Source organism: Ectopseudomonas khazarica (assembly GCF_017915135.1).
In the GTDB taxonomy this organism is placed as follows: Bacteria; Pseudomonadota; Gammaproteobacteria; order Pseudomonadales; family Pseudomonadaceae; genus Aquipseudomonas; species Aquipseudomonas khazarica.
This window is the reverse complement of sequence record NZ_CP068551.1, coordinates 3,775,360-3,792,049: the sequence shown is the minus strand read 5'-3', so window position 1 is coordinate 3,792,049 and position 16,690 is coordinate 3,775,360. Positions and strand designations below refer to the sequence as shown.

17 protein-coding genes are annotated in these 16,690 nt (G+C 63.5%); 8 read left to right on the top strand and 9 right to left on the bottom strand.

Annotation, left to right across the window (positions count from 1 at the left end; all coding sequences use genetic code 11):
• Positions 1 to 80: 80 nt before the first annotated feature.
• The gene (locus tag JLK41_RS17870) at positions 81 to 980 is read left to right on the top strand and encodes a LysR substrate-binding domain-containing protein (RefSeq protein WP_210389495.1); all 900 of its coding nucleotides are present in this window, start codon (positions 81 to 83) and stop codon (positions 978 to 980) included.
• A 10-nt stretch (positions 981 to 990) separates the two neighbouring features.
• Here JLK41_RS17870 and JLK41_RS17865 read toward each other — a convergent pair whose 3' ends face one another.
• Together JLK41_RS17865 and JLK41_RS17860 are read right to left on the bottom strand one after the other, a co-directional pair.
• Entirely contained in the window at positions 991 to 1,848 is an 858-nt protein-coding gene (locus tag JLK41_RS17865) for a DMT family transporter (RefSeq protein ID WP_210389494.1), read from the bottom strand.
• 194 nt (positions 1,849 to 2,042) lie between these two features.
• Positions 2,043 to 2,750 (bottom strand): helix-turn-helix transcriptional regulator, encoded by a 708-nt coding sequence (locus tag JLK41_RS17860; protein ID WP_047586864.1) that lies wholly within the window; start codon positions 2,748 to 2,750, stop codon positions 2,043 to 2,045.
• Positions 2,751 to 2,819: 69 nt separating this feature from the next.
• On the opposite strand from JLK41_RS17860, the gene JLK41_RS17855 reads away from it, so the two are divergent.
• On the top strand, positions 2,820 to 3,191 hold the full coding sequence (locus JLK41_RS17855) for a VOC family protein (protein WP_037057337.1): 372 nt from the start codon (positions 2,820 to 2,822) through the stop codon (positions 3,189 to 3,191).
• A 61-nt stretch (positions 3,192 to 3,252) separates the two neighbouring features.
• On the opposite strand, the gene JLK41_RS17850 is transcribed toward JLK41_RS17855, so the two are convergent.
• Entirely contained in the window at positions 3,253 to 3,948 is a 696-nt protein-coding gene (locus tag JLK41_RS17850; RefSeq protein ID WP_210389493.1) for a GNAT family N-acetyltransferase, read from the bottom strand.
• Between the two features lie 64 nt (positions 3,949 to 4,012).
• Entirely contained in the window at positions 4,013 to 4,366 is a 354-nt protein-coding gene (locus tag JLK41_RS17845; protein WP_134677187.1) for a MerR family transcriptional regulator, read from the bottom strand.
• 83 nt (positions 4,367 to 4,449) lie between these two features.
• Between JLK41_RS17845 and JLK41_RS17840 the strand changes: the two genes are divergently transcribed.
• Complete coding sequence (locus JLK41_RS17840; RefSeq protein ID WP_210389492.1) at positions 4,450 to 5,265, top strand: aminotransferase class IV family protein; 816 nt, start codon at positions 4,450 to 4,452, stop codon at positions 5,263 to 5,265.
• Positions 5,266 to 5,347: 82 nt separating this feature from the next.
• On the opposite strand, the gene JLK41_RS17835 is transcribed toward JLK41_RS17840, so the two are convergent.
• Positions 5,348 to 5,743 (bottom strand): Ig domain-containing protein, encoded by a 396-nt coding sequence (locus tag JLK41_RS17835; protein ID WP_210389491.1) that lies wholly within the window; start codon positions 5,741 to 5,743, stop codon positions 5,348 to 5,350.
• Positions 5,744 to 6,012: 269 nt separating this feature from the next.
• On the opposite strand from JLK41_RS17835, the gene JLK41_RS17830 reads away from it, so the two are divergent.
• Both JLK41_RS17830 and JLK41_RS17825 read left to right on the top strand, forming a co-directional pair.
• Complete coding sequence (locus tag JLK41_RS17830) at positions 6,013 to 6,348, top strand: hypothetical protein (protein ID WP_210389490.1); 336 nt, start codon at positions 6,013 to 6,015, stop codon at positions 6,346 to 6,348.
• Positions 6,332 to 6,523 (top strand): DUF1289 domain-containing protein, encoded by a 192-nt coding sequence (locus tag JLK41_RS17825; RefSeq protein WP_210389489.1) that lies wholly within the window; start codon positions 6,332 to 6,334, stop codon positions 6,521 to 6,523. Before JLK41_RS17830 ends, JLK41_RS17825 begins: the two co-directional genes overlap by 17 nt.
• Positions 6,524 to 6,558: 35 nt before the next feature.
• On the opposite strand, the gene JLK41_RS17820 is transcribed toward JLK41_RS17825, so the two are convergent.
• Both JLK41_RS17820 and JLK41_RS17815 read right to left on the bottom strand, forming a co-directional pair.
• Positions 6,559 to 7,089, bottom strand: coding sequence for an REP-associated tyrosine transposase (locus JLK41_RS17820; protein ID WP_210389488.1), 531 nt, complete (start codon positions 7,087 to 7,089; stop codon positions 6,559 to 6,561).
• A 153-nt stretch (positions 7,090 to 7,242) separates the two neighbouring features.
• Positions 7,243 to 7,809, bottom strand: a complete 567-nt coding sequence (locus tag JLK41_RS17815; RefSeq protein ID WP_210389487.1) for an isochorismatase family protein — start codon at positions 7,807 to 7,809, stop codon at positions 7,243 to 7,245.
• Between the two features lie 359 nt (positions 7,810 to 8,168).
• Here JLK41_RS17815 and JLK41_RS17810 point away from each other — a divergent pair, with 359 nt between their 5' ends.
• Positions 8,169 to 8,681 carry a hypothetical protein gene (locus JLK41_RS17810; RefSeq protein ID WP_210389486.1) on the top strand — a complete coding sequence of 171 codons (513 nt, stop codon included), beginning with the start codon at positions 8,169 to 8,171 and terminating at the stop codon, positions 8,679 to 8,681.
• A gap of 249 nt (positions 8,682 to 8,930) precedes the next feature.
• Here the strand turns inward: JLK41_RS17810 and JLK41_RS17805 are convergent, their stop codons facing one another.
• Positions 8,931 to 10,181 carry a ribonucleotide-diphosphate reductase subunit beta gene (locus JLK41_RS17805; RefSeq protein ID WP_037056419.1) on the bottom strand — a complete coding sequence of 417 codons (1,251 nt, stop codon included), beginning with the start codon at positions 10,179 to 10,181 and terminating at the stop codon, positions 8,931 to 8,933.
• Positions 10,182 to 10,635: 454 nt separating this feature from the next.
• Positions 10,636 to 13,545 carry a ribonucleoside-diphosphate reductase subunit alpha gene (locus JLK41_RS17800; protein ID WP_175254230.1) on the bottom strand — a complete coding sequence of 970 codons (2,910 nt, stop codon included), beginning with the start codon at positions 13,543 to 13,545 and terminating at the stop codon, positions 10,636 to 10,638.
• Between the two features lie 767 nt (positions 13,546 to 14,312).
• Between JLK41_RS17800 and JLK41_RS17795 the strand changes: the two genes are divergently transcribed.
• Entirely contained in the window at positions 14,313 to 15,068 is a 756-nt protein-coding gene (locus tag JLK41_RS17795; RefSeq protein ID WP_047590854.1) for a response regulator, read from the top strand.
• Positions 15,069 to 15,078: 10 nt separating this feature from the next.
• A complete protein-coding gene (locus JLK41_RS17790) occupies positions 15,079 to 16,686 on the top strand; it encodes an ATP-binding protein (protein WP_210389485.1) in 1,608 nt (535 codons plus the stop codon).
• Positions 16,687 to 16,690 lie beyond the last annotated feature (4 nt).

Sequence of the window (16,690 nt, the reverse complement as noted above, 5' to 3'; positions counted from 1 at the left end):
ACCGCAGACTCAGGCTAATTTCAGCCCTGGTTGGCGACAAACGATCATTGTTTTGCGCTACGGATGAGGAAAATTCAGCCATGAGTCGACGCCGACTGCCTTCGCTCTCTGCCCTGCGGACGTTCGAGGCCGCTGCCCGTCACGAGAGCGCCAAGCAGGCGGCCGAAGAGCTGTCCGTCACCGCGACGGCGATCAGCCACCAGATTCGGGCGCTGGAGGAGACCCTTGGCGTCGCCCTGTTCCTGCGCAAGCCGCGCCAGCTGGAGCTGACGGCTGCCGGGCGGGAGCTGCAGCAGGTGCTGGAAAGCGCCTTCGACAGCATCGGCGCCGCAGTCGAGCGGCTCAGCGCCGTGCCGAGCCGCCAGGCCATCACCCTCAGCACCACGCCCGCCGTGGCGGTGCGCTGGCTGCTGTCCTGGGTGTGCATGCTGCGCGACGCCCATCCGGACATCGATCTGCGCATCCATGCATCGCATGAGCCGGTGGCGCTGGACGGCGTCACGGCGGATATCGCCATTCGCTATGGCGACGGGCGCTGGCCGGGGCTGGTGGCCGAGAAGCTGTTCGACAACACCTTCGTCCCGGCCTGCAGCCCCTTGCTCAACCTGCACGATGCCGCCGAGCTGCCGCGGCATTCGCTGATCCACTTTCGCAACCAGCTGGCCGTGTCATCGCCCGTCGACTGGGTGGTGTGGCAGAAGCAGGCGCAGGTTCCCGGCCTGGATGTCAGCGCCGGGCTGGTCTTCTCCGACGAGACTCACGCCGTCTCCGCTGCCGTCGGCGCCCAGGGCGTGGCGCTGATGAGCCGGCAACTGATCGAGGACGAGCTGCGCGAAGGGCGCCTGGTGCAGCCCTTCGGCCCGGTGCTGGAGGGCAAGCCGTTCTTTCTGGTCTACCCGGAAAACCGCCGCCACGACCCGGCCATCCTCGCGGTGCGGGACTGGATCATGGCGGTGCCGGGCGGGTTGTGCTCGCTGTAGCGACGGCGCTTCAGGCCGGCAGTGGCGGGCGGGTACGCAAGCTCAGGCCGGCATGCAGCAGCAGCGTGACGAGCACCAGCGCGCCGCCGTAGAGCGTCGCGCTGGCTGGCGTTTCCTGCAGGAAGTACCAGACCCACAGCGTGCCCAGCACGCTTTCCAGCAGATAGAACAGCGCCACCTCGGCGGAAGGCAGATAGCGTGTCGCGTTGTTGATCAGCAGCGTGGCCAGCGGCATCTGCAGCAGTCCCATCAGCGCCAGTGCCCAGTAGCTCGGGGCGTCCAGGTCGAAGGGCCTGGCGTTGGGCCAGGCGATCAGCGCGGCCAGCAGCCCGCCCAGGGCGATCAGCGGCATGCGCTCCAGCGCCGGGTAGCGGCGCAGCAGCGTCAGGTTGGCGCCCACGGCCGCCGACGACAGCAGGGCATAGCCATTGCCGGCCAGGTCGCTGGTGCTGAAGGCGCCGGCAAATACCAGGACGATCCCCAGTGCCGCCACGCCGATCGCCAGCCAGGTGCGCAGCGCCACCCGTTCCCCCAGAAAGCAACGGCTGAGCAGCGCCGCGAACAGGGGCGCGGTGCAGAGGATGACCACCACGTTGGCAACCTGGGTGTGGACGATCGCCAGGACGAAGAAGATCGAGGTCAACGCCAGCAGCAGGGCCGAGCCGGCGCTCGCCAGTGGCTGCGCCAGCACGCTGCTGCGCTTTCTGGCCGACAGCGAGAACACCCCCAGCGCCAGGCACATCAGCAGCCCGCGCCAGAACGCGATGCTCCAGCCATCGGCCTGGGTCAGGCGCACCAGCAGGCCATCGAAACTGAGCAGGGCGATGCCGCTGGTGACGAGCAGCAGGCCGCGTGCTGAATCCTTCATCCGTGTGTCCTCGACGTGTCGCTGGCGGGCATTCCGTTCTTGCCTGGCGCGGCCTCGATGAGGTGCACGCCAGACGCTGCGCCGATGATGGCCTCGGTGCGCCGTCAGGACCTGTCCAGAAACGCCTCGGATGCTGCGCTTAGCGACCTGGCGGCAGCCACGGAGACGGACATTCGCCCACGCTGCCCGCTCGGCTACTGCGTGGGCTGGACGACGATGCCGCGCTGGCGGTTGTACGCCTGCCACTGCGCCAGCAACCAGCCGCCCTGACCGCTGAAGCGCTCGCTCGAACGTGTGCAGGCGCTGATCCGCTCCAGGCGGAAGTGCCGGAAGTCGTTGCGCAGCTCGCACCAGGCGGCGAGCATCTGAAAACCGTCGAAATAGCCCAGGGCAATCGGCCGCAAGGTGCGTCGGCTCAGCGTGCCCGCTTCGTCCGTGTAGTCGATCAGCACCTTGCATTCATCGCCAATGGCCTCACGCAGGGCGCGTGCCGTGGTGCCGTCATCGCTCGTGGAAGGGGCGGGCCCGGCAAACAGCGGGGTCTTCTCCAACTGTGCCTGTGCCTCGGCGCCAAGCACCGCACGCAGCTTGCCCTGCACGTTCTGCGCCGCCTGGCGCAGCGCCGGGTCCGTCCGGCGCTCGACCCAGCGCAGGCCGAGCAGCAACGCCGCCAGCTCTTCCTGGGTGAACATCAGCGTTGGCAGCAGATAACCCGGCTTCAGCAGGTAGCCGATGCCCGGCTCGCCGTGAATATCGGCGCCCTGGCCTTGCAGGGTGGCGATGTCCCGGTACAGCGTGCGCAGGCTCACGCCCAGCTCAGCGGCGAGCGTCTGGCCGCTGACGGGCAGGCGGTGGCTGCGCAGGATCTGCAGGAGCTTCAGCAATCGTTCGGTGCGTGTCATCGCGCCATGCTGACAGGAACTGTCAGTAGGGTCGACTAACGTGACGCTCCCATTGTCAGGAGGTCCACCATGAACCGTCCCAATCTGCTTGTCCTCTACGTTGCCGACCCACTGCGCAGCAGCGCCTTCTACCGGCAACTGCTGCAACAGGCGCCCAGCAGCGAGTTTCCCAGTTACGTGTCCTTCGCGCTGAACGACCAGCTGCACCTGGGGCTGTGGTCGGAGCAGGCGGACAATTTCCAGTCCTCCGGCAGCGGCCATCGCAGCGAGTTCGGCTACCTGGTCGAGCGGGAGGCGGATGTCGAAATGCTCTACGCGCGCTGGCGGGCGCTGGGCGTGGAGATCGAGCAGCCATTGGCCCGTGCGGTGTTCGGGCCGACCTTCGTCGCGCTCGACCCGGACGGCCACCGGCTGCGCGTGTGCATGCGCGATGCCAGCTGAGCGCCGCTGTCGATGGCGCTCGGCGCCTGATGGAGCCCCGCGCCCGGCGTGGGGCAGCGCCTCAATGCAGCGCGCGTGAAGGCAGGCGCTCGTCGACCAGTCGTTGCGCCTGCAGGGAGAGGCTGTCGAGGTGCGCATCGCGTTGTTTTTCCGCCTGCTGCATGGCGCGCTGGCCGTGCTGCTTGAGCAGGTAGGCGTGAATCTGCCTGACCTCCGTGGAGGCGAACACCGGCGCCAGGTCCGCGACCGCCACCATGCCGCCGGAGCGGTAGTCGCGGCTGTTCATCAGCACCTGTGCGCCCTGGGCGGCCAGCACCTGGAGGCCCAGGGTTTCGAACAGCGGCACCTTTTCCGCCACGCAGGCCAGCTCCAGGTGCGGACGGTGCGCCAGCACACGCTGCAGCAGCGCCCGGCCGATACCCTGGCGACGGTACTCGGTCTGCACCGCCAGATAGGCGAGGGTGCAGGCGGCAGCATCATCGGGGCTGGGCAGGTACAGGGCAAAACCCAGCACGCGGGCCGGGTCTTCATCGTCCAGTGCCAGCAGCAACTGCACCGGGCCTTCGGCCTCGCCGTTCATGGTCTGCAGGTGCAGGTGCACCTCGTAGCCGATCACGTACTGGTACAGCTGATACAGCGGGTTGCTCGGCAGCAGCGGCACCGCGCTGACATCGCCGAAGCAGTCCACCACCATCTGCAGCACCTGGCTCTTCAGGGACTCGGGCGGCGGGCTGCTGAGGTGGGAGAGGGTGAACATCGGCGCGGGGCTCCACTGGGTAATGGCGTGGGTTGGGGATTGTAACCCGCAGGCAGCATCAGCTTTACGCTTGTTCAACTTCGCGCAGAAACCCCTGCAGAATCTGCCTGCTCTGCGCAAGCTCCAGCGCTTTCTGGTCGGCTATGCGCAGCTGCTCGCGCAGGACGTCGCGCAGTTCATCGCAGGGCTCGAAGGCGAGGCCTTCGCCTCGCACGCATGGCAGAAACTTCAGGATGGTCGCCAGGGTCATGCCGGCCGCACCCAGCAGCCTGATGCGCTCGACGGTGCGCAACTCCGCCATGGCGTAGTCGCGATAGCCGCTGGCCGTGCGATCCGGTTTCAGCAGCCCTTCGGCTTCGTAGTAACGGAGCATGCGGATGCTGACTCCGGAGCGCCTGGAAAGCTCACCTATTCTCATCGTTCTTGCGCCTTGACCCTGACAGTGCTGTCAGGGCTGATGATAGAAGCTCGATCAATCGAGCACCATCAGGAGCACGTTCCATGGCGACCCCGTCCACTCCCTATCCATCGTTCATCGATGGTCAGCCTGTCTCTGTCTCGCGGCTCAGTCCTCTGGCCTTTGCAGGTTTCGCGCATTTCACGGCCATGCAGGTCAGAAACGGCAGGGTCAGGGGGCTCGACCTCCATCTCAAGCGCCTGCATGACGCCTCTCTACAGCTCTTTGGCCGGGCATCCGCCGAGGCGTTGATACGCTCGTACATTCGCTCCGCGATCGAGCAGGGCGGCAGCGATCAGTCGCTGACCGTCACCGTTTTCTCGCCTAATGGAGAGTTCACCTCTGCGAGCATGGATGTCGAGCCGGCCGTCTTCGTGCGAACGGCGCCGCCATCCTCCGGGCCCGAGGGGCCGTTGCGCCTGAGCGCCATCGAGCACCAGAGGCCCCTGGCTGCAGTCAAGCATGTCGGTGAGGTCGGCAAGACCTACTTTCTGCATCAGGCCATACGCGAGGGCTTTGATGATGCGGCCTTCATCGACGGGCATGGCCATCTGAGCGAGGCCACGATCTGGAATCTGGTGTTCTGGGACGGCGACGCAGTGGTCTGGCCCAGGGCCGAGATGCTGCAGGGCAGCATGATGGGCGTCGTTCAGCGTCAGCTCGATGCGCTCGGAATAGCGCAGCGCCAGGAGTTCATCAGCCATGAGCGGTTGCAGGATTTCCGCGCGGCGGCCGTGATGAACTCATGGACACCGGGAATTGCCGTTAGCGCCATCGGCGCACATGCATTCGCAGTGGCACGGCCCTTCATGGCGTTGTTGCACGAGGCGTATGAGGCCGAACCTGGCGTGCTTCCCTGAGCAGGGACCATGCAGGCGGATTCGGTCGATGGGCTGCGTCAGTCGTCCCCGGCTACGGCCGCTCACGTGGCGGTGAGCGGCGTTACTCGGCGATCTGCAGCCTGTAGGTGCGCTCGGCGCGTCGGCCGGCGCACTGCGTGCCATAGGTGAGGGCGACGAGATGAACCTCGTAGCTGCCCGGGCGGGTCGGCGTGCCGCTGATCCAGCCATGGTCGTCACGCTCCTGGTGCTCGATTCGCAGGCCCGGCGGCAGGGGCTGCGAATCGTTCACGTAGATGCCAAGCACCGGCGCCGGAGCGTCGCGGACCGCGAGCCTGACGCTGTAGGCCTCGCCCATTCGACCTGCCGGCAGGCTTTCAGGGTGCAACACCGGCCCGGCATTCAGCGCACAGCCCATGCTCATGGCGCCTTGCAGCAGCGTTTCGCAGCCTGTGAGCAGCAGCGGGATGGATGCAATCAGCAATGACTTTCGCAGCATGGGAGTCCTTTCAGCCAGATTCGGCGAGTCGCTACTGCGGCTCGAGCAGATGGACGGCAACACTGCCGAAGGGGGCTGTTCATTCTCACCTGCATCGTCGGCGCACCCTGCAATTCGCCTGGGGTGTGGCTGCCTGCCGCTACGACATCGAGCCGCCGAGGCGCGAGCATAAGTCGAAAGCGCCTGGTTGAACATGAATCCGTTTCCTTTGCGGGCAGGCCGCTCGGGTAAAATGCGCGGCGCACCGAACCCGTCTGCAGAAGAGCCTTATGCCATCGCCGAAACGAAAATACTCAGCTGTGGAGCGCGAGCTGATCCGCACCCTGACCGACGCCTGCGAAACGGCGAAAAGCGAGATCCTCGGTTTCCAGTGGTTGACCCATGATGTGGACTACGCGCAGTTTCCGCAGAGCCTTGTGGTGACCTGGGTGTTCGATAGCGAGACGAGCCGGGCACGGGCGCTGGCCAGTGCGGACAAGGCGAGAATGCAGGCGCTGACGCTGGCGGCTTTCGACGAGGTGGGCATCAGCGTATCCCGCATCGACGATCACGTGGCGTTCTCGGTCGAGCGAACGGCAAGGGGCAAGCGTGGCCAAGGACATTGAAAACCCCTGCGTATCGCTGTGCCAGCTCAACGGCGAGTTGTGCGTCAGCTGTGGGCGCACGCGCGAAGAAATCCGCAAGTGGCGGGGCATGAAACGCCCCGATAAGATGGCCACCGTGCAGAAAGCCGCGGCGCGGATGAAGGCGATTGCCAGGAAGAAGGGCAAAAGTCAGTAGGGTGGATGAGGTCTTCTTATCCACCAGCGGGTGGCTCATTCACCATAGTTCTCCTCGACCTGCTCCGGCACAGCGCACCAATCTGCAGGGTAAATACCTTCCGCCACTGCCCGATGGAAACTCGAATAGGGCCAGTCCATCAGCCGTTGCACATGGCCGTGCTTGAGCGGGTTGTAGTGGATGTAATCGAAGTGGTGTTGGTAGTCGCGCTCGTCCCGAATCAGATGCTCCCAGTAACGTCGTTGCCAGATGCCCCGTTCGCGACGATTTTGCTGGCTGGCGTTGAGTGTTTCAGTGCCGGGCAAGCGTCTGCTGAAGGCGAACTTGATCACCTTCCAGCGCCGGGCGAAGTCGGCATCGCCTGGCGGGAGTGTCCACAGGCAATGCATGTGCTCGGGCAGCACCACCCAGGCATCGATATGAAAGGGATGGCGTGCTTTGGTGGCGCGTACCGTTTCGCGCAGCAGGTCGATTTCGCGGATCAGCAGATCGCTGCCACGATCGTGCAGGTTGACGGTGAAAAAGTAAGTGGCACCGGGAACGCGGGCGCGTCGGTAATTGGGCATGGCGGCTCATCCTTGAGCGCGGGTGATGCCAGAACCATGGTGGACAAGCTGCGCGTTGTCCACCCTACAGGTCGCATCCCGCGTTCAGACCGTAGGGTGGATGACGCTCTTTTCATCCACCAGCAGCGGTTGTCCGGGCTACTCCCTGTCACGTCATTGGCTGAGTTGCGTAATCAACATGTCTGATGTCATGACCTCGGCATATTCGGCGCCCAGTATGGCCAGCGTCAGCGCATGAACGGTCGAGGCATCCCAGCAGGTCCCATCTGGTCCAATGACAGGTACCGCGGTCGTGGCATCCGAAGGGAGGATGATGGTGTAGCCGAGTGCTTTTCCGGCGCGGACCGTGGCATCCATGCTGTTATGGATCACAACGCCAGTTAGAACGATACGTTTCGTTTGCATTCCTTTTAAAACAGCATCCAGCCGGGTGCCTATGAATGCGCAGTTTTCATTCTTGATGATGACGGCTTCGCCCTCTATTGGCGCGACTTCCTTTTTGATGCCATTCCTGGGGCCATGAAGGTAATAGCTGGAGGTGGGCGTCTTTTCATCGTGCTTCACATGAAGAACCGGCCAGCCATTTGCTCGCCACAAATGCAGCAGCCGTTGGATGACGGACAGGTAATCGGGATGACTTTTGCCATCCCAGACAGGCTGATCGATGGCGTCCTGAACGTCGAGGATGATCAAGGGGGTTGGGCCGGGCGTGTCCTGCACTTTCGTCGTCTCCTTACGATGAGTGTTTAGTGTGCTGCGGTGTTTCTCTATCAACAACCATGCAGTCCGATAGCTTCAGCGCCTCGGTGTGGTGGCCCGGCTGTGACGCTCTGCGTAGTCTGCTGGCGTAGGGTGGATGACGCTTTTTTCATCCACCATCAGCGATGGTCCGGGCTGCTTGCTTTGACGATGGCATGAACCTTGGTGGACAAGCTTCGCGTTGTCCACCCTACAAATTACGCGAGCAGGTATTCCTGCGTCGGGTGGATGAAGCTCTTTTCATCCGCAGTTAGGAATTGTCCGGCTACTCGCTGATATCCTATTCGAGTCCATCATTAGTTATATAGACGGTGGCTGTCTTGTCTAAAAGTCTTTGGCTGGTTGTTGCGCTGCTCTTTCTAGGGTGTGCAAGAAATTACGATTCACCTCCTGCGGAGCTTGGTTATTTTAAGGGTAGTCGTGAGGGGAATACATCATTGTATGAAGTGAGCTTTTCATCGACTGTCAATTTTTTGAATGTCTTTGAACAAAACAAACGCCCTATAAGCAGCATGCTTCGCTGTTCGCTCGAGGGTGGTGAAGTTTCCATGGACCATGAAGCCGATCAATATTCAGCCAGCGGTTTGGTTCCGGTCACTCAAGCGGTGCGGCATGGCGATACCTGGGTATACAGGTCGGCATTAAGTTTCTATGAAAGCCTCAATGGCGGGCGAAGTATGCGTGCGCTGAAGGGTGATGAGTTGCGGCGTGTTCTACAGGGCAAGCAGTTCGTTCCCTGCGTGTATACAGCTACGGCTTATGGCTTCAAATCGTACCGTTCAGGCGTCCTGCAGATTCCCTCTGCAGACATTCTATATGGGCTGAATGAGTAGCTTGAACAGGGCGTGTTTCAGCGGTCTTTCGTACCTGAGGCATGGCCCTTTTCAATCATCGGTTTGATCTGCCACCTGTTGTGCACTGCATGCCTTTTGATACTCGTCATATCGAAATATCGTTGATTGGCTGGATCGTGAAATAGAAAAGCCCCGCACGAGGCGGGGCTTTCATTTTCTCTCGCTAGGCTGAACATCCATATCCAGGCAAAGCGCTTTTGAGTGTTCCTAACGGTCCAGACCCAGGAATCAATCCCAGCTCAACGCCCCACCAGTCTGATACTCGATCACTCGGGTCTCGAAGAAGTTCTTCTCCTTCTTCAGGTCCATGATCTCGCTCATCCACGGGAAGGGGTTGGTGGTGCCCGGGTATTCTTCCTTCAGGCCGATCTGGGTCAGGCGACGGTTGGCGATGAATTTGAGGTAGTCCTCCATCATCGCCGCGTTCATGCCCAGTACGCCGCGCGGCATGGTGTCACGCGCGTATTCGATCTCCAGCTGGGTGCCCTGCAGGATCATCTGGGTCGCTTCGTCCTTCATCTGGGCATCCCACAGGTGCGGGTTCTCGATCTTGATCTGGTTGATCACGTCGATGCCGAAGTTCAGGTGCATGGATTCGTCGCGCAGGATGTACTGGAACTGCTCGGCGGTGCCGGTCATCTTGTTGCGGCGGCCCATGGACAGGATCTGGGTGAAGCCGCAGTAGAAGAAGATGCCTTCCAGTACGCAGTAGTAGGCGATCAGGTTGCGCAGGAACTGGCGGTCGGTTTCCGGGGTGCCGGTCTGGAACTTGGGATCGGAAATCGAGCGGGTGTACTTGAGGCCCCAGGAGGCTTTCTTCGCGACGCTCGGGATCTCGTGGTACATGTTGAAGATCTCGCCTTCATCCATGCCCAGCGACTCGATGCAGTACTGGTAGGCGTGGGTGTGGATCGCTTCCTCGAAGGCCTGGCGCAGGATGTACTGGCGGCACTCGGGGTTGGTGATCAGGCGGTACACGGCCAGGACCAGGTTGTTGGCAACCAGGCTGTCGGCGGTGGAGAAGAAGCCGAGGTTGCGCATGACGATGCGGCGCTCGTCTTCGCTGAGACCGTCCGTGGATTTCCACAGCGCGATGTCGGCGTTCATGTTCACTTCCTGCGGCATCCAGTGGTTGGCGCAACCATCCAGATACTTCTGCCAGGCCCAGTCGTACTTGAAGGGTACGAGCTGGTTGAGGTCGGCGCGGGCGTTGATCATCTGCTTGTCGCCGACCTGTACGCGCGCGGCGGCGCCTTCGAGGTCGTCCAGGCCTTCCTGGATGTCGAGGTCGTTCAGGGCCTTCTTGGCGCGGGCGACGGCGTCGGAGTCGTTGGCGTCAACGGCGCGCGCTTCTTCGACCGAGCCGGCAGCTTCGCTGTCGAGCTTGTCGAAGTTGGTGCTGGCGCTCTGTGCGGTGGCTTTGCTTGCGGCGACTGCTTCGGCGCCGTCTTCCTTGTCGAATTCATCCCAGCTCAGCATGGCTTGGCTCCTGCGTGAGGGCCGGCGAATGTACCGGCCTGTATGGATATACAGATAATTTGAATTATGTTCCGTTGCGTGGTGCGCGCAAGGGTGATCGGGTACCGCTGGTCAGCAGGCGGTGGATTGCTGGCTGACCGTTGCCGCTCGACCCGGAGGAGGAGGGGCGGGAAATTGTGAGAGGGGCAAGGTTTGCGTAGGAGCGGATTTATCCGCGATTTTCGCGGCTGAAGCCGCTCCTACGGAAGAGCCTTGCCCTCTCCCTGACCCTCTCCCGCAAGCGGGAGAGGGGATTTACCGCTGATTTGCTTTAGAACTGCAGCAGACCTTCGAGCGTGTAGCTGAGCGAGTGAGCGCTAGGCGCCTGGTAGGTCGGAGCCCCTGAGCGTACTTCAGTACGTGATGGGGGCCGGCCTGCCAGGCAACGACGCGGGCGCCGCTCAGATACGCGCGCTTACTGGCACGCCTCGCAGTCGGGTTCGTCGATGGCGCAGGCTTTCGGTACTGGCGCCGGGGCCGGGGCGGCTTGCTGGGCAGGGGCCTGGGCCTTGGCCGAGAAGCCGTCGTCACCACCAGCGGATACCGCGTTGAGCTTGCCGGTGTTGATGGTGGACTTCTCGGTGCTGGTGGCGGCCAGGGCACGGAGGTAGTAGGTGGTTTTCAGACCACGGTACCAGGCCATGCGGTAGGTCACGTCCAGCTTCTTGCCCGAAGCGCCGGCGATGTACAGGTTCAGCGACTGCGCCTGGTCGATCCACTTCTGGCGGCGGCTGGCGGCGTCGACGATCCACTTGGTTTCCACTTCGAACGCGGTGGCGTACAGGTCCTTGAGGTCCTGCGGGATGCGCTCGATCTGCTGCACGGAGCCGTCGTAGTACTTCAGGTCGTTGACCATGACCGGGTCCCACAGGCCGCGGTTCTTCAGGTCGCGTACCAGGTAGGGGTTGATCACGGTGAATTCGCCGGAGAGGTTCGATTTCACGTACAGGTTCTGGTAGGTCGGCTCGATGGACTGCGACACGCCAATGATGTTGGAGATGGTCGCGGTCGGCGCGATGGCCATGATGTTCGAGTTGCGGATGCCTTTCTTCACGCGCTCGCGCACCGGCGCCCAGTCCAGCGACTCGGAGAGGTCGACGTCGATGTACTTCTGGCCACGGGCTTCGATCAGCAGTTGCTGGGAGTCCAGCGGCAGGATGCCCTTGCTCCACAGCGAACCTTCGAAGCTGCTGTAGCTGCCGCGCTCGTCGGCCAGGTCACAGGAGGCCTGGATGGCGTAGTAGCTGATGGCTTCCATCGACTTGTCGGCGAAGTCGATGGCGGCATCGGAACCGTAGGCGATGTGCTGCAGGTACAGGGCGTCCTGGAAGCCCATCAGGCCGAGGCCGACCGGACGGTGCTTGAAGTTGGAGTTACGCGCCTGGTCGACGCTGTAGTAGTTGATGTCGATGACGTTATCGAGCATGCGTACAGCGGTCTTGACGGTGCGGCCGAGTTTCTCGATGTCCAGCTTGCCGTCGACGATGTGGTTGACCAGGTTGACCGAACCCAGGTTGCAGACGGCGATCTCGTCCTTGTTGGTGTTCAGGGTGATCTCGGTGCACAGGTTGGAGCTGTGTACCACGCCGACGTGCTGCTGCGGGCTGCGCAGGTTGCACGGGTCCTTGAAGGTCAGCCACGGGTGGCCGGTCTCGAACAGCATCGAGAGCATCTTGCGCCACAGGTCCTTGGCCTGGATGGTCTTGTACAGCTTGATCTTGCCGTACTCGATCAGGGCTTCGTAGTACTCGTAGCGCTCTTCGAAGGCCTTGCCGGTCAGGTCGTGCAGGTCCGGTACTTCGCTCGGGGAGAACAGGGTCCACTTGCCGTCTTCGAAGACGCGCTTCATGAACAGGTCCGGAATCCAGTTGGCGGTGTTCATGTCGTGGGTACGACGACGGTCGTCACCGGTGTTCTTGCGCAGCTCGAGGAATTCCTCGATGTCCATGTGCCAGGTTTCCAGGTATGCGCAGACCGCGCCCTTGCGCTTGCCACCCTGGTTGACGGCGACGGCGGTGTCGTTGACCACCTTGAGGAAGGGCACGACGCCCTGGGACTTGCCGTTGGTGCCCTTGATGTAGGAGCCCAGCGCGCGCACCGGGGTCCAGTCGTTGCCCAGGCCGCCGGCGAATTTGGACAGCATGGCGTTGTCGTGGATGGCGCCGTAGATGCCCGACAGGTCGTCCGGCACGGTGGTCAGGTAGCACGAGGACAGCTGCGGACGCAGGGTGCCGGCGTTGAACAGGGTCGGGGTCGACGCCATGTAGTCGAACGAGGACAGCAGGTTGTAGAACTCGATGGCACGCTCTTCGCGGTTCTTCGGCTCTTCGATGGCCAGGCCCATGGCCACGCGCATGAAGAACACCTGCGGCAGTTCGAAGCGGATGCCGTCCTTGTGGATGAAGTAGCGGTCGTACAGGGTCTGCAGGCCGAGGTAGGTGAACTGCTGGTCACGCTCGTGGTTCAGCGCGCGGCCCAGTTTCTCCAGGTCGTACTCTTTCAGTTTCGGGTCGAGCAGCTCGAACTCGGCGCCTTTGTCGACGTAGGCCGGCAGGGCCTTGGCGTACAGGTCGGCCATCTCGTGGTGAGTGGCGCTGCTGGTGATGTCGAGGAAGCTCAGGGCCTCGGCGCGGATGTTGTCCATCAGCAGGCGGGCGGTGACGTAGCTGTAGTTCGGCTCACGCTCGACCAGGGTACGGGCGGTCATCACCAGGGCGGTGTTGACGTCTTTCTCGGCCACGCCGTCGTACAGGTTCTTCAGGGTTTCGCGCTCGATCAGCGAACCGTCGACCTCGGCCAGGCCTTCGCAGGCTTCGCGGATGATGGTCTGCAGGCGGCCCATGTCCAGCGGCTGCAGTTCACCGCTGGCGGTAGTGATGCGGATGCTCGGGTGCGGCTGTGCGATGTCGCTGCCGGCGTTGGCGCTCTTGCGCTTGTTGGCCTGGGCTTCGCGGTAGATCACGTAGTCACGGGCGACCTTCTGCTCGCCGGCGCGCATCAGGGCCAGTTCGACCTGGTCCTGGATCTCTTCGATGTGGATGGTGCCGCCGGACGGCATGCGGCGCTTGAAGGTGGCGGTGACCTGCTCGGTCAGGCGCGCGACGGTGTCATGGATACGCGACGAGGCGGCGGCGGTGCCACCTTCCACAGCGAGGAACGCCTTGGTGATGGCAACGGTGATCTTGTCATCGGTGTAGGGGACGACGGTGCCGTTGCGCTTGATCACGCGCAGTTGGCCGGGCGCGGTGGCTGCCAGATCCTGGGAGGAATCGGCGGCCTGCGGCGCCACGGCCTGCGGGTTCTCGCGAGTGGTGTCGGTATGCATGGAGATCTCCGTGTTCTGTAATTTTCTGGTTGGACGTCACGACAGTAGATGCCGCGCCTTGTCCGCCGTTCATTCCATTAACAACTGTTCCGCACGCGGCAGGCGAGGCCGGGCACGGGGTGTCGCAAGAGCTGGCAGGGTGGGCACGACTTGAAGTGCCGTCCTGGCGCATAAGTCTGGCGAGGCATTACGGCACCTCACCTACTACATATAGTGGTCGACAGCTGAATCTGTTCACTGTCTGACCTGCTCACGCGTATCGTCGAGCGATGCGGCGTGGCCATGACCCGGGTCAGGCCCGGGTCGTGCAAAACGTTTGAACGAAATACCTGGAAAACCCTGTGAAAAGGGCTTGCGCGATGCGTTCTTGTAGTGTCCAGTTTTTCGTTGTGACCCAACATCTGGTGGGTGTCGCGCGATGGGGATACAAGATAGTGCGCTGTTTGAGGCATTGCAAGGCGCCGGGAAAAGAACAACCTGTGGATAAGATGTGAGTGCCTTGTGGGTGTGCCGGGCCAAGCGCCCGTGTTCTCTGGCTCTGGCTGCCGATGACCGTTCGTCGCCCCTGACGGAAGGATTTGCACGCGTTGGCGAAGCTGCCCGGTGCCGCACAGACTAACACTATATGTAGTGATCTTGGCATGTGCTGTGCTAGCGCCTGGCGTGCGGCGAAGGAGCCTGGTTTGCCGCTCGCACCGAGGTGCTGACAAGCCCTAGAATGGCCGCTGTGGTTGCGGCACTGGCCGGCATGCGAAAGGGGATAGGGTGTGGAACAAGAAGCGTGGCAGATTCTGATCGTCGAGGATGACCAACGCCTGGCGCAGTTGACCCGCGAGTATCTGGAAGGCAACGGTTTGCGCGTGGCCATCGAGGCCGATGGCGCCCGTGCCGCCGCGCGCATTCTCGCCGAGCAGCCGGACCTGGTGATCCTCGACCTGATGCTGCCGGGCGAAGACGGCCTGAGCATCTGCCGCAAGGTGCGTGCGGGCTACAAGGGGCCGATCCTGATGCTCACCGCCCGCACCGACGACATGGACCAGGTGCTGGGCCTGGAGATGGGCGCCGACGACTATGTGTGCAAGCCGGTGCGCCCGCGTGTGTTGCTGGCGCGCATCCGGGCGCTGCTGCGAAGGCGCGAAGGCGCGGAGGGCGAGCGCGACGAAGGCCAGCCACGACGCCTGCAGTTCGGCCCGCTGGCCATCGACAGCGCCATGCGCGAGGCCTGGCTCGGCGAGCAGGGCATCGAGCTGACCAGCGCCGAGTTCGACCTGCTCTGGCTGCTGGCGGTCAACGCCGGGCGCATCCTCTCGCGCGAGGAGATCTTCAACGCCCTGCGCGGCATCGAGTACGACGGCCAGGACCGTTCCATCGACGTGCGCATCTCGCGCATTCGCCCGAAGATCGGCGACGACCCCATGCACCCGCGCCTGATCAAGACGGTGCGCAGCAAGGGCTACCTGTTCGTCGCCGAAGCCGCCGAGGCGCTGCCGCACGGCGACGCGGCGCCCGTCGTGCGCAACTGACCGGGCGCCCATGAATTCGATCTTCCTGCGTATCTACGGCGGCATGCTCGCCGCGCTGGTGCTGGTGGCGCTGCTCGGCGTCGGCGCGCTGCACCTGGTCAACGAGGTGCGCGCCGACCAGTACCGTGAAAGCCTGGCGCGCGGCACCTTTCGCCTGATGGCGGACAACCTGCTGCCGATGAACGAGGTGGAGCGCCGGCGCGCCCTGGTGGTGTGGTCGCGGCTGCTCGGTATTCCCCTGGAGCTGCAGGCGATGAGCGACGTGGCGCTGGAGAGCCGCGAGCGCAATCGCCTGCAGCGCGGCCACGTGCTGGTGCAGCAGACCGGGCCGCACTCGGCCAGGGTCTATGGCCTGCTCGACGGCAAGCAGCCGTTGCTGCTGACCGGCGAGATCCAGCAGGTCAGCGAGCAGCTGGCGCGGGCCACCAACTACCTGCTGATCGACGAGCTGGTGCGCTATCCGGTGGACGAGCAGCCGCGCCGCCTGGCCGAGCTGAAGGAGGACAAGCAGTTCGGCTTCGACCTGCAACTGGTGCAACTGGAGGATGCCAGCATCGACCTCGACCAGCGTCGGCGGATCGACGAGGGCGACACGGTGATGGCGCTGGGCAAGGGTGGTGACTCGATCTATGTCTTCTCCGGCATCGTCGACACGCCCTGGGTGCTGGAGATCGGTCCGCTGTACCAGATGAATCCCTATCCGCCGCAGCTGCTGGTGCTGATCGGCGCGCTGGGGCTGAGCCTGATCGGCCTGATCGTCTACCTGCTGGTGCGCTCCCTGGAGCAGCGCCTGCGCGGGCTCGAGGGCGCCGCCACGCGGATTGCCAGTGGCCGCCTGGATGCCCGCGTGCCGGCGCGTGGCGCCGACTCGGTGGGGCGCCTGGCGAGCAGCTTCAACGCCATGGCCGAGCACCTGCAGACTTCGCTGAGTACCCAGCGCGAGCTGGTGCGGGCGGTGTCCCACGAGCTGCGCACGCCGGTGGCGCGCCTGCGCTTCGGCCTGGAGATGATCGCCGATGCGCCGAACGAGGCGGCGCGCAGCACGTACATGGAGGGCATGGACAGCGACATCCAGGACCTCGACAAGCTGGTCGACGAGATGCTCACCTACGCGCGCCTGGAGCAGGGCTCACCGGCGCTGAATTTCCAGCAGGTGGAGCTCAAGGCGCTGATCGACCAGGTGATCGACGAGCTGGCACCGCTGAGCAATCGGGTGCGCGTGGAGTGCGGCGCGGTGCTCAGCGTGCAGGCGGGCGGGGTGTGCTGGGTCGAAGCCGAACCGCGCTACCTGCACCGTGCCCTGCAGAACCTGGTGAGCAACGCCATGCGTCATGCCGAGGGGCGTGTGCTGATCAGTTGCCAGGTGGGCTACAAACGCTGCCGGATCGATGTCGAGGACGACGGTCCGGGCGTGCCGGAAGAGGCCTGGGAGCGCCTGTTCAGCCCCTTCCTGCGTCTCGACGACAGTCGCACGCGGGCCTCCGGCGGGCACGGCCTCGGCCTGTCCATCGTGCGGCGGATCATCTACTGGCATGGCGGTCGGGCGCAGATCGGTTGCAGCGACAGCCTCGGCGGTGCGCGCTTCAGCCTGGTGTGGCCACGGCTTCAGGGGGAGTAGGGCG